A 12,651-nucleotide genomic window follows, 5' to 3' on the forward strand; every position below is an offset into this window, starting at 1 on the left:
GTTCGAAACCTCAAAACTGGTTTGATCTTTGAACTCTTCAAAGTTGTCAAAAAAGCAACAAAGTTTACGAAAAGAGCAATAATAAAAAGGAAAATAGCCTTGATAGCTATTTTCCTTTTCTCATTAGTACAGATCAAACATATTCACTTGATACCCTAATTCCTTTAAATAGTTAAAGAATTGTCCGCGATGGTGAAATACATGTGTAGTACTTTCAACGAGCCATTTTGCTTGAGTATGTCCTGACATTTCTTCCCCAAAATAAAATGGTTTTGTTACTTTCTCAAAAAAATCTGTTTCAGATAATGATTCATAGTAGGCTTTAAATTCTTGATAACCCTTTTTCATTACGTCGACAAGCTCATTTGCATGGCTTGACTGTAATTTCCCTTCTAATTCACGGATCTCTTCTTCACCTTTCTCTTGACCGATTGCTAGGTCTACCGCAGGAATTTGCACAAGATGATTAGCAAGTTCGAGTAGAGTTCTCATTTTTTCATTTGGACGATAATCCCAATCTTTTTCTTGGATTTTCATCAATAAATTGCTCGTTGTTCGTACAGCCACATCCCACTCCGAGAATAATACCTCTTTCATTGTATTAACACTCATATGTTCCGCCTCCTTTATAGTAAGTATTTCGCTATTTTATTAGAGATTCCTTCTACACTTGTCCACTGATTCAGTTTATCCATTTCCACCGCAGGTAAGCCCTTTTTTACGCAAAAAAAACGACCATGCTGGTCGGTTAGACAGTTTTCCTTTTTTTACGAAAGATCGTAAATACAACGTATAAGACAATCACGATAATAGCAATAATCGTCACTGGCTGAACATACGGCCTAGCTAGTTGATTCACTTGCTCCCAGTTAGAAGCGAGTTTGTGGCCTAAATATACAAAAAGAATAGACCATGGTATTGCGGCTAGTCCTGTATACAACGTAAATTTACTAAACGACATTTTTGTAATACCCGCAGGAATCGAAATAGCATGTCTCACAATAGGGACAAAACGTGCAGTGAAAACAACACCTGATCCATATTTATCGAACCACTTTTCCGCTAAAAGAATATGACGTTCATGAATAAAAATATATTTCCCAAATTTCTCAAGAAATGGTCGCCCGCCATATGCGCCAATCCAATAAATAATGATTTGGGCTATCGTTCCCCCAATAACACCCGCTATAACAGCCCCAATAAAACTAATATCGCCTTTTGAAACAAGATAGCCCGCAAAAGCAAGGACAATTTCACTTGGTATAATTTCAATTGCCAAACCTAATATGATTCCCAAGTAGCCCAGACCAGCAAAAGTCTGTAATAAAGAATGTATGATATCTCCCATTCTGTTCCTCCATTATATGCATTCATTTAATAGACTGTTTTTTTATTTTAAAGTTCAAATTTTTTCAACATCCAATCTAGTATATCGAATCAACTGCCCGATTAAAAGTTTTCATGTTTTTAAAAACGGTATCAGTTTCCAAAAACTAAATAGATGTTCATGGTGTAAAAAGTGTATGTTCTGGGGAAATTAACTTATATTTTCAAAAGAAATTGGAGGAAACGGTATGGAACAATCTGTTTTAACCGGACATCATTTAGTAAATGGAATAAACGTGTATTATGAGTTTTATCCAAATAAAAATGCGAAAACAGTTGTTTTATTGCACGGGCTTCTTTCCTCGACTTTTACCTATCGCCATTTGATACCTTTATTAAGCAGGGACTATCAAGTTTTATCAATAGACTTACCTCCATTTGGGAAAAGCGAAAAATCAAAGCGCTTTGTTTACTCCTATAAAAATATGGCTCATACGGTCATTCAAATAATCGCTTATTTTGGCATTAAGGACCCTGTTCTAATTGGTCATTCTATGGGAGGACAAGTGGTATTAAATATCCTTCACCAAATACCGGAATTTGCGGAGAAAGTAGTCCTACTTTCTAGTTCATCTTATCTAAAACGTTCAAAGTTGCTAGTAAGATTGTTTAGCTATATCCCGTTTTCCTCATTTTTTGTAAAACTTTGGCTCGCAAGGACTGGAATAGTCAAAAATCTGCAAGAAACCATTTACAATCATTCATTAATCAATAATGAAATGATAGAAGGCTATTTACAGCCATTTTTACAACATAGAATATTTACTGCCTTAACAAGAATGATCCGTGATTGGGAAGGCGATTTACCGAAGGTTGTATTAAACCAAATTAAAGCAAATTGTCTCTTAATATGGGGGGATCACGATAAATCACACCCTTTACACGTAGGGGAAAAACTTAAAAATGATCTTATTCATTCTAAACTAATTGTTCTTGAAAAAACTGGCCATGCAATTCCTGAGGAAAGGCCATTGGAAATTTATGAATATATTAAAGGTTTTTTAACGGAAGGTTGAGCTATACTTAGGGGATTCTTAATATTACAGTTACACAAAACAACAAAAAGGATAAAACCTCCTACGATTTTATCCTTTTTGTTATTTGTATTCTTTTTTCAAGTTACTTTTACTTTGCCTTCAACTGCTTCAAATGATGTTCATCATGCTCCACTTCACCATTAATATATTCCTGAAGAGAAATGCTCCTGTCTTTTATCCTAAATGTTTGTGATAAATCTTTATCATGGAGTTCTTCTATTAACAATTGTCGATATTTTATAGCTTCATCAATCAGTTTCTTCAGTGATATTCCCGAGTGGGCATAACTTTCCGCTTTCTTGTTCATTTCTTCTACATGATCTGCTGTTATTTCTACTAAAGTTTCCCCTCCAAGCATATGCGGTAATCGCTCTTCATAAAAGAAGCGGTCCCAAAACATCATATGAGAAATGATAGCCGCTTTGGACCATTTCCCTTCTTTATATGGTTTAAAAAAGCCTTCGTTTTCATTTGCATCAATACTATTAAGGTAATCTATCCAGGTCTTTAATGTTCCCATTATCCACACCCCACTTTTTTTCAATTCCTTATTAATTCGTCGGGGATAGGAATTTTTCCTTTAATAAAAATTTTTATAGCTGTTTTCGTATTAAATATTGCTTTTCTAATTAGTTTATTTCCCTATCAAGTTTTCTTCTTGGATCATCTTTTCTTATTAAGATTCTTCATTATAAAACTGAAGGAAAATTCCATGAGTTTTTCGGCTACAAAAACAACTTAGTTAAGAAAAGAGCCTTTTATAAAGGTAAATCTCTTTTTCGAAAAATTAATATCGCTAAAGCATACAAAACAATACCAGAAAAACCCAGACCAAGTGAAATGGGCAAAATATTTACAGTGCCCTTCGCAATCTCAGATGGATTAAAGGTTGAAAAGACTGTCAAATATTTTAGCCAATCAAAATCTGTACTCATTTTCGCTACTAAATTGATAGCAAAGAAAACAATGGAAAGGCCGCCAGATACTGCTAATGCACGCTTCTCATCATTAAACACACAGGAAAAGAAGAAGGAGTAGCCACTAATCATAAAGAAAAGCAAGAATCCTACTACATTCATTTGGATAAAGTTTGATACATGAAGATCATTGTTCTCCATGATTATGTCCGACCCTATTAAAACCGTTGCAATGGTAATTATTGTTACCAGTAAGAGACCAAAGATTAATATAGTCGCTTGACTGAGGGCAATCCTTGTCCGCGAAACAGACGTGGAAAGTAAGTATGCCATCGAGCCTCTATCTACTAACCGTACAATAAGCTGAGAGGAAAGAACCACACAATAAACCATTAAAATCAATATGAACAGCAATCCGTAAAATTCACCTGCTAAAAATCCGCTCAGATCTTTAGGCATCCCACCATCAAATCCGAAAGCACTTAAATATTTTGACGGCATTTGCTTAATAACTGTATCCCAAGCATTTGATTTTGCAATGGATGGATATATTAACATGATTAGCAAAACATAAAAAGCCGATCCGAATGCATAGCTAAAAAGTGTCTTTCCTTTTGTTTTCAAGGTTGATAAGAAAAGTGAAGCATTCATTATGCTTTATCCTCCCTATTATAAAAATGCATAAAAATTTCTTCTAAATCCTGTGCATGGATATCTAAATTATTAATCTCACATTCTGCCAATACTTTTACAAAATGATTGTAATCCCCTTGGACAACAACTTTTGCTCGAAGTCCATTCACATCAAGGACGGTAAGCCCAGATTGCTTTATTTTTTTGATATCTTCACGATTTTGAACAGTAATATCAAATACTTTACGTTGCATTGTTTGTAGATGCTGCACATTTTCAATTGCTACTAATCTACCATCCTTAATGATACCGACTCGGTCACAAGTACGGTCAATTTCTTGAAAAATATGTGAAGACATTAAAATTGTTTTGCCTTTTGCTTTTTCTTCGAGAATCAAATCTATAAACAGGCTTTGCATTAATGGGTCAAGTCCGGATGTTGGCTCATCTAAAATTAAAATTTGCGGGTCATGCATAAATGCAGCAACGATACCCACTTTTTGTTTCATCCCTTTGGACATTTTGCGAATCGGTGTTTTCACATCGAATTGGAACCGTTCAATTAACTCATCACGCTTTGTCAGGTTCTTTGTACCTCTCATCCCACCAAGAAGTTCAAGAAATTGCAGTCCATTCATATCATCTAAAAAAGCAATCTCACCAGGTAAATATCCTACTTGCTTTTGAATTTCCGCATTTTTGTTCCAGCAATCTAAACCGTTAATTTTGGCATAGCCTGCTTTTGGTTTCATAAAACCCATTAGATGTCGGATTGTTGTTGATTTTCCAGCACCATTTGGCCCTAAATATCCAAACACTTCTCCTTCCTTTACCTCGAAGGACAAATCAAAAATACCCCTTCCATTTGGGAATACTTTCGTTAATTTGTTAATTTGAATTCCCATTATGAACTCTCCCTTTTAAATATTTTGAATTAAAACGATTCATTTGCTACATAATAAATCACTTTTTAATGAAAATCAATATGTTTTGAATAAAATTTATTGTTTCATTACAAAATATATAGTAATCTTTAGTTGAGGTGAAAGAAATGGACGGATATCAACGCAGAACAGAGAAGAAAAAGGAGAATATCAGGAAAGCGACTATGGAGCTTTTTTCTCTTTATGGGGTTGAAAAGGTGAGCATTGCAGAAATTGCCAAGAAGGCAAATGTTTCACCTGTTTCGATTTATAATTATTATGGGAGTAAAGAAGAGCTTACAAAATCTGTTATTGAGGAATTTTTTAATTCAGAAATGGAAAAGTTCTCCGCGATTCTCCATGCGGATATACCTTTTCCTAATAAAGTGGAAAAAATTCTTATGGATCGGATAGAGCTGACAAAGTCCATTTCGACAGATTTTATAAATTCCATAGCTGACCTTACTATCCAAAAGCTTATCGAAGATTGGACGGTCACAAAGGGAATGCCTGCGATGATGGAACTTATTGAACAAGGGCGACAAGGAGACTATATCCACCCTAACATATCCACAGAAGCAATCCTCGTTTACTTTCAAATTTTCTCGGAAGCAATTCAGCATCCGGAAATGTTTCTAAATCAAGACAAACAAATCATTAACGATTTGGGCCATCTCTTTTTTTACGGATTAGTAGGAAAGTCAAAAGAGGAATAAGTATCTTTACTAATGGGATAGCGTATTTGCTGATCCCTATTTTTTAAACAGCACAAAAGTTGTTTAGATAGGTACGAATTTACCTTAAACCTGCACAAATATCGTTTAAAATGTCACGAAACTTACCATGAATGGCACGATTTGTGATATTAGTCCTAACTGGTTGTTAACTAGTTCACAAACTATTTTATCATCCAATGAAAAAAGAGATCGGATTTAAAACCGATCTCTTTAATGTTTGCTTTTTTGCTGTTCTTCCTCATTATAATAATCCACACCATATAGAGCACCTTCGCTTACCATATGATTATCTTCAAAATCATATGGATGGGAATGCCCAACTTTAGTTAATGGGGATTTATCATGTTTAATCTTTTTGATCCACGAGTCGGTCTTCACTTTGGCATTTTGAAGCATTACTCTCGCCTTTTCACGATTATTCTTGGAGGATAAATACGAAATCCCTGCAATACCAATACCGGCTATTACTGCTTTGTTGAATCCACTTATTTTTGCCATAATATCTTCCTCCTTGTCCATTTTCTTTTATTTACCCCATTTTTTCATGAATCATGCAGACTATTTCAAAAAAGTTTATTTTTTTCATATAAACTTGCTTACTTTTAGTAAGTTTAAAAATGGTGTATACTATTTTGTAGAAGGCATAATCAATGGATTATCCTTTTTAGGAGGTGTAACGATGGGTGAATTTAGTCTTTGTCCTAAGTTCGAAAAAGCCTTTCAATTATTGGGTAAAAGATGGATTGGAGTTATTATCCGGGTACTAATGGACCGGCCAAAAAGATTTAATGAAATTGCTGAGCAAATTCCACATATAAGCCAAAAAATGCTTTCAGATCGCCTTAAAGAACTCGAAAATGAAGGTATTGTTGTTCGAGAGGTGTATCCTGAAACTCCTGTACGAATTGAATATCGTTTAACAGAGAAAGGACATGCTATTATGCCAGCCTTATCTGAAGTTCAGCATTGGGCAGATAAATGGATATGCGGAGAATAGATAGAACTCTTTTTATAGAGTTCTTTTTTTTCTGTATTTATCGTATTTCAAATAAAAATTCTTTAGTATTTTTTTGTTATTGACTTACTTATTGTAAGTTAATATAATAAATATCGTTAGATGGAAATTGACATTTAAGGAGGAAAAAAATAGATGACAGCATTAGCAAGCTTTGGTTTATTATTAGTACGTGTAATTTTAGGAGTTTCCTTTGCAGCACATGGATCTCAGAAATTATTTGGCTGGTTTGGTGGCCACGGATTAGAAGGTACAGGTGGCTTTTTTGAATCAATTGGCATTAAACCAGGAAAAACAATGGCATTCCTTGCAGGTTTAGGTGAATTTGTCGGAGGATTACTATTTGCTTTAGGCTTATTGACTCCTATTGGAGCAATTTTAATCGTCCTTACTATGATTGTTGCTATTGCAAAGGTTCACGGTCCAAATGGCTGGATTAAACCAAATGGCTATGAATACAATTTATTATTGATTGCTGTTGCAATTGGTGTCGCTTTAGTTGGACCAGGAACATATGCAATTGATTCCATTTTATTCTAATGGTAAAGACCTCTCCATTTAAAGAGAGGTCTTTTTTTGTGCTACGGTGCCTGACACCTTTTATTTTCTTAATATGCTTTTGCCCAATATACGAGATGCTTCGCTTTTTCTCCACAGCATACACATTTATCAGAAATATGTTCTTGTTCAAATGGCATACAGCGGGATGTTGCAGCTGTTTCTTCCTTGATGAAGTTTTCGCATGCTTCGCTTTCGCACCACATTGATTTAATAAATCCAGGATTCTCAACAAGATTGTTTTTAAATTCATCCATGTTGTAAGCGACACTTGTTTTTCCTTCACGATGTTTTTTCGCTTTTTCAAATAGATTTTGTTGAATATCCTCAAGTAATGCAGGAATTTTAGTTTCTAATTCATCGATTGAAACAATGATTTTTTCGCTCGTGTCACGTCTAGCCAATACGGCTTGACCTTTTTCGATATCTTTAGGTCCGATTTCCAAACGAACAGGGATCCCTTTCATTTCATATTCATTGAACTTCCAGCCAGGCATTTTATCACTTGCATCAATATCAACCCTAGCAACACTGCTTAAGCGATCCTTCAATTCATATGCTTTATCAAGAACACCTTCTTTATGCTGTGCAATCGGAACGATCATTACTTGTTTTGGTGCAATTTTAGGTGGAACAACAAGACCGCGGTTGTCTCCATGAACCATAATTAACGCACCAATTAATCTTGTAGTAATACCCCAAGATGTTTGATTAACGGTTTGCAGCTTGCCTTCCTTATCAGTGAACTGGATACCAAATGCTTCAGCAAAGCCTGTTCCTAAGTGATGGGATGTTCCAGATTGTAATGCTTTACCATCATGCATAAGACTTTCAATCGTTAAAGTAAACTTTGCACCTGCAAATTTTTCCTTCTCCGTTTTTTGCCCTTTCAGAACTGGCACTGCTAAATAGTTTTCCACTACTTCAGCATAAACCTCAAGCATTTTACGAGTTTCCTCTGCAGCTTCTTCTTCCGTAGCATGACATGTATGTCCCTCTTGCCATAAGAATTCTAGTGAGCGTAAGAATGGTCTTGTTGTTTTTTCCCAACGTACAACATTAGCCCATTGATTATAAAGCTTTGGCAGGTCACGGTAAGAATGAATAATATTTGCGTAATGCTCTCCAAATAGAACCTCAGAAGTTGGACGAACGACAAGAGGCTCAGCTAATTCTTCTGATCCACCATGAGTAACCAAAGCAACCTCTGGCGCAAACCCTTCAATATGATCCTTCTCCTTTTGAAGCAAGCTTTGAGGAATTAATAATGGCATATATACATTTTCATGCCCTGTTTCCTTTATTCTGCGATCCAAAACGCTTTGGATATTCTCCCAAATTGCATATCCGTATGGACGAATAATCATGGAACCTCTTACAGAGGAATAATCCACTAAATCTGCTTTTTTAACAACATCTGTATACCATTGTGCAAAATCATCTTCCATTGCCGTGATTTCTTCCACGAATTTTTTATCCTTTGCCACGATCCATCTTCCTTTCCTTTATTAATGTAAACGCAAAAAAGCCTCGTTTCCCTAAAAAGGGACCGAGGCCTGGTGGTACCACCCTTATTTACAGCATGAAGCTGTACACTCTTACTTGATAACGGATCCATCCGCATGTATCTTAGTCAAAAATCGATACAGAACTCCAAGGCAGGTTCAAATGCGGTCTTTAGAAATCTTGCACCAAATGATTTCTTCTCTAAAAAAAGACGGTAGCATCTTACTAATCCTTTTCAACGTTTCATTATAATTTTTTATTACTATATTCCATTTTTTGACCGAATGTCAAGGCATTTCAAAAAAGATTCATCGCTATTACGCTGAAACCCCACCGGTTGCAGCTGTATTTTTTACTTTTCCCGCTTTTCCGCTATTCCTTTTGTTTGTATCTAATCGCTTCTCCAGCCATCTGGCAAGCAAGGACAATGTATAATTCACGATAAAATACATAACAGCCGCCAGCAGTATGATAGGGATTACATAATTGACATTCCCACTATAAACTCCCTTTGCATTGTGAAGAAGCTCTGGCAATGCGATGACTACTGCTAATGATGTATCCTTTAACAAAGATATGAATTGACTTACTAATGGAGGAATCATTCTTTTTAAAGCCTGTGGTAAGATAATAAGCCTCATAGTTTGAATGTACGTTAAACCTGAGGATCTCCCCGCTTCTATTTGTCCTTTTTCTATAGAATTGATTCCGCTTCGAACAATTTCACTAATCATCGCAGATTCAAAAATAGTTAAGGCAAAAATAGCCGCTGTTTTAACTTCAAAGTTGATTCCGATTTCCGGGAAAGCTAATTTTACGAAAAAGATAATTAACAAAAGGGGTAGATTACGAATTGTCTCTACCACTAATACGATGATAGGAGATAAAACAGGTATTTTTGCATAGCGTAATATTCCTAACAAACTTCCAATGATAAAGCTTAATATAACAGAGATAAAAGCAACCTCTAATGTTATCGCAAAGCCTTTTAATAAATACGAGAGGTTACCAACCTCATAGGCACCAGCAAAATCCATTATTCCATTCCCCCTTTAGTAAGCACTTGCCAATCTTTTTTCAAGGTAATTGACAAAAAGGCTTAATGGGATCGTAATCACTAGATAAAATAACGCTACAAATATATACGTATCAAAGACAACCCAGGTTTTCTCGTGAACCGCATCTCCGAAATACATTAGATCTAGCCCGGCAATAACACCAAGTATGGACGAGTTTTTCACTAAGTTTAAAAACTGATTTCCGATTGGTGGTATAACGATTTTGACCGCTTGTGGCAAAATAATATATCTCATTGCTTGAATATACGTCAATCCTGTTGATCGGGCTGCCTCCATTTGCCCTTTGTCAACGGATTGAATACCCGCCCTTACAGCCTCTGCGATAAAAGCTGAAGTATAAATGGTCAAAGCGATTGTCCCAGCAACAAAGCCACTCATGTTAATATAAATACTTAATCCATAATAAAAGAAAAAAGCAGTAATCATTAAAGGAATGTTTCGGATTAATTCCACATAACACGCACCCAAGAAACTCAAAATTTTAAAAGGGGCAATCCGCATTATAGCAATGATTACACCGAGTATAAAACTACAAATAAGGCCAATAATACTAACCTTTATCGTATTTAGAAATCCTTCTAAATATAAATCAGAAAAACGAGTCAGTATGGAGAAATCGAGCATGTTCCCCCTCCTTTATTAAGAAAAACGCAAGCGCCGCAGCTCTAGCGTACGGATTTCGTAGTCTTCGACGCAAGATAAAGGAAACACAGTGAAGTAGTTCACGAGCTATTGAAATTGGTACTTCAAATTTCACCGAGTGAAAATAGCACTTCCATTTTCACCTGATGTTGACTTATCGTAGGGAGAAGACGTAGAAATCCGCTAGCCGACGGCTGCTTGCGCTAGACAGAATCTATAATTGTTAAATAATTTTTGTGATAAAAAACTTGTAGAATCTTATCTTTTAAAAGGATGGGCGCATCTTTGCCCATCCCTTGATATCTGAGAATTTAATTTTAGTCTTTTATCCATTTATTCTTAATTTGATCGTATTCTCCACTATCTTTTAATTCTTTTAGGAATTTATTAATATAGTCTTGGAATTTCTTTTGTCCTTTTCTAACTGCGATTCCGTAAGGCTCATTCGTAAAAGTACCGCCAACTAGCTCATAATTGCTGTCTTGAGCAGCCATTCCATAAAGAATGGAATTATCTGTTGTAAGTGCATCGCCTTTTCCTGTCTTGAGCGCTGTAAAGGCTTCTGCATAATTACCAAACTCTAAAACTTGGGTATCAGGTGCAGCCTTTTTTACATTATCAACAGATGTTGACCCTTTCACCGCTAATACCTTTGTTCCCTTTTTCAAATCATCTACACTTTTAATAGAACTTCCTTTTTTGACTAATAATGATTGTCCTGCATCGAAGTACACATCAGAAAAGTCAACTTGCTTTTTGCGCTCTTCATTAATCGTCATTGTGGCTATAATAGCATCGATATCACCATTATTTAACATAGGAATACGTGTTTCCGATGTAATCTCTACCAATTTAATTTTATTTTCGTCTCCTAGAATTTTCTTCGCCAATGCTTTGGCAATATCAACATCAAATCCTGTTACTTCACCAGTTTTCGGATCCTTATAGCCAAATAAATTTGTATCGTACTTCACACCTACAACGAACTTTCCACGGTCTTTAATTTGCTGAAGTGTATCTTTATTAGGATCACCATTAGTCTTCTTCCCGCATCCCGCAAACAATGCAGCCACCAATGTAAAAATTAAACCAAGAAACAGTACCTTTTTTAATCCGTTCAAAGTCTCTTCCCCCTTAATTTTTAGTATAGCTATCCAGTGGTTATATGACTTTCCTTCTACTTTGGTATAACTTGCAAATCCCACAACCACCTATAGCTATATTCCTTTAATGATTCAATACCCTTCTCAAAAATACTTGAGCACGTTCTGTTTGTGGGCTGGCAAAAAACGTAGCTGGATTAGATTCCTCCAAAATTTTCCCTTCATCCATGAAAACAACCCTGTTAGCAACTTCCTTTGCAAAGCCCATTTCATGAGTGACGACAACCATGGTCATTCCCTCTTTTGCCAACGATTTCATTACTTCTAATACTTCGCCGATCATTTCAGGGTCTAGTGCTGATGTAGGCTCGTCAAAAAGCATCACACTCGGTTGCATTGCAAGTCCCCTGGCAATGGCCACCCTTTGCTGTTGTCCGCCGGATAATTGCGACGGATAAGATTTAGCTTTATCCGGAATACCGACCTTTTCCAAGTAATACATAGCTGTTTCTTCTGCAGTTGTTGTATCTATCCCTAATGCTTTAGTTGGTGCTAATGTAATGTTTTGGAGTACGGTTTTATGTGGATATAGATTGAAGTGCTGAAAGACCATTCCGATATTCTTGCGTACGTCATTTATATTTGTTTTTTTATCATTGACCTGGATTCCGCTCACCATTAATTCTCCATCTGTAATCGTTTCTAATCGATTGATGCAGCGCAGCATGGTACTCTTACCGGATCCAGAAGGGCCAATTACTACTACCACTTCCCCCTCATCAACTTCCAAATTAATATTTTTTAGTACATGAAAATGACCATAATGCTTGTTAACATTTTGAAAAGATATCAATCAAACCCCCCCATGGATAAAAAAATAAAAAGAATAGGACCAAGGTCTACTCTTTGTTATGAAGATAAATTTATAATTTTACAAATTTTCATAATTATATATTTTCGGCACATATAAAAAAATACCTTCCATTATTTATAGAAATATCCAAAATAGTTCCAAAGTCATAGTTGTTGCCTTATAAGAACATAAAAAAAAACACGATAACCATGAAAAAGTTAGCGTGTTTTTTTATTTCACAAAAGAGTCAGATTAATATGAC

15 protein-coding genes and 1 other annotated feature are annotated in these 12,651 nt (G+C 35.6%); of the genes, 4 read left to right on the forward strand and 11 right to left on the reverse strand.

Going from position 1 to position 12,651, the window contains the following annotated elements:
• Positions 1–123: 123 nt before the first annotated feature.
• Both AC3WJF_RS18710 and uptA read right to left on the reverse strand, forming a co-directional pair.
• Entirely contained in the window at positions 124–612 is a 489-nt protein-coding gene (locus AC3WJF_RS18710; RefSeq protein ID WP_492454915.1) for a DinB family protein, read from the reverse strand.
• 136 nt (positions 613–748) lie between these two features.
• A complete protein-coding gene (uptA, locus tag AC3WJF_RS18715) occupies positions 749–1,348 on the reverse strand; it encodes an undecaprenyl phosphate transporter UptA (protein ID WP_492454917.1) in 600 nt (199 codons plus the stop codon).
• Positions 1,349–1,574: 226 nt separating this feature from the next.
• Here uptA and AC3WJF_RS18720 point away from each other — a divergent pair, with 226 nt between their 5' ends.
• Positions 1,575–2,402: an alpha/beta fold hydrolase gene (locus AC3WJF_RS18720; protein WP_492454919.1), complete on the forward strand. Its 828-nt coding sequence runs from the start codon at positions 1,575–1,577 to the stop codon at positions 2,400–2,402.
• Between the two features lie 109 nt (positions 2,403–2,511).
• Here the strand turns inward: AC3WJF_RS18720 and AC3WJF_RS18725 are convergent, their stop codons facing one another.
• The 3 genes from AC3WJF_RS18725 to AC3WJF_RS18735 form a co-directional block, all read right to left on the reverse strand.
• Complete coding sequence (locus tag AC3WJF_RS18725; protein WP_492454921.1) at positions 2,512–2,943, reverse strand: DinB family protein; 432 nt, start codon at positions 2,941–2,943, stop codon at positions 2,512–2,514.
• 238 nt (positions 2,944–3,181) lie between these two features.
• Positions 3,182–3,991 carry an ABC transporter permease subunit gene (locus AC3WJF_RS18730; protein ID WP_492454923.1) on the reverse strand — a complete coding sequence of 270 codons (810 nt, stop codon included), beginning with the start codon at positions 3,989–3,991 and terminating at the stop codon, positions 3,182–3,184.
• On the reverse strand, positions 3,991–4,878 hold the full coding sequence (locus AC3WJF_RS18735; protein ID WP_492454925.1) for an ABC transporter ATP-binding protein: 888 nt from the start codon (positions 4,876–4,878) through the stop codon (positions 3,991–3,993). The genes AC3WJF_RS18730 and AC3WJF_RS18735 overlap by 1 nt, the downstream gene beginning before the upstream one ends.
• A gap of 146 nt (positions 4,879–5,024) precedes the next feature.
• Between AC3WJF_RS18735 and AC3WJF_RS18740 the strand changes: the two genes are divergently transcribed.
• Positions 5,025–5,612: a TetR/AcrR family transcriptional regulator gene (locus AC3WJF_RS18740; protein WP_492454927.1), complete on the forward strand. Its 588-nt coding sequence runs from the start codon at positions 5,025–5,027 to the stop codon at positions 5,610–5,612.
• A 231-nt stretch (positions 5,613–5,843) separates the two neighbouring features.
• Here AC3WJF_RS18740 and AC3WJF_RS18745 read toward each other — a convergent pair whose 3' ends face one another.
• A complete protein-coding gene (locus AC3WJF_RS18745; protein ID WP_492454929.1) occupies positions 5,844–6,131 on the reverse strand; it encodes a YbyB family protein in 288 nt (95 codons plus the stop codon).
• Positions 6,132–6,312: 181 nt separating this feature from the next.
• Between AC3WJF_RS18745 and AC3WJF_RS18750 the strand changes: the two genes are divergently transcribed.
• Positions 6,313–6,630 (forward strand): winged helix-turn-helix transcriptional regulator, encoded by a 318-nt coding sequence (locus AC3WJF_RS18750; RefSeq protein WP_492454931.1) that lies wholly within the window; start codon positions 6,313–6,315, stop codon positions 6,628–6,630.
• Between the two features lie 153 nt (positions 6,631–6,783).
• Positions 6,784–7,188 (forward strand): DoxX family protein, encoded by a 405-nt coding sequence (locus AC3WJF_RS18755; protein WP_492454933.1) that lies wholly within the window; start codon positions 6,784–6,786, stop codon positions 7,186–7,188.
• A 68-nt stretch (positions 7,189–7,256) separates the two neighbouring features.
• Here AC3WJF_RS18755 and proS read toward each other — a convergent pair whose 3' ends face one another.
• From proS to AC3WJF_RS18780, 5 genes are all read right to left on the reverse strand, one after another.
• A complete protein-coding gene (gene proS / locus AC3WJF_RS18760; RefSeq protein ID WP_492454963.1) occupies positions 7,257–8,696 on the reverse strand; it encodes a proline--tRNA ligase in 1,440 nt (479 codons plus the stop codon).
• Between the two features lie 51 nt (positions 8,697–8,747).
• Positions 8,748–8,960 (reverse strand) — a binding site (T-box leader).
• A gap of 69 nt (positions 8,961–9,029) precedes the next feature.
• Positions 9,030–9,749, reverse strand: coding sequence for an amino acid ABC transporter permease (locus tag AC3WJF_RS18765; protein ID WP_492454935.1), 720 nt, complete (start codon positions 9,747–9,749; stop codon positions 9,030–9,032).
• Between the two features lie 15 nt (positions 9,750–9,764).
• Positions 9,765–10,415: an amino acid ABC transporter permease gene (locus AC3WJF_RS18770; RefSeq protein ID WP_492454937.1), complete on the reverse strand. Its 651-nt coding sequence runs from the start codon at positions 10,413–10,415 to the stop codon at positions 9,765–9,767.
• A gap of 335 nt (positions 10,416–10,750) precedes the next feature.
• The gene (locus AC3WJF_RS18775) at positions 10,751–11,554 is read right to left on the reverse strand and encodes a transporter substrate-binding domain-containing protein (protein ID WP_492454939.1); all 804 of its coding nucleotides are present in this window, start codon (positions 11,552–11,554) and stop codon (positions 10,751–10,753) included.
• A gap of 106 nt (positions 11,555–11,660) precedes the next feature.
• Positions 11,661–12,389: an amino acid ABC transporter ATP-binding protein gene (locus tag AC3WJF_RS18780; RefSeq protein WP_492454941.1), complete on the reverse strand. Its 729-nt coding sequence runs from the start codon at positions 12,387–12,389 to the stop codon at positions 11,661–11,663.
• Between the last annotated feature and the right edge of the window lie 262 nt (positions 12,390–12,651).

This window comes from Heyndrickxia sp. FW510-T9 (assembly GCF_058781025.1).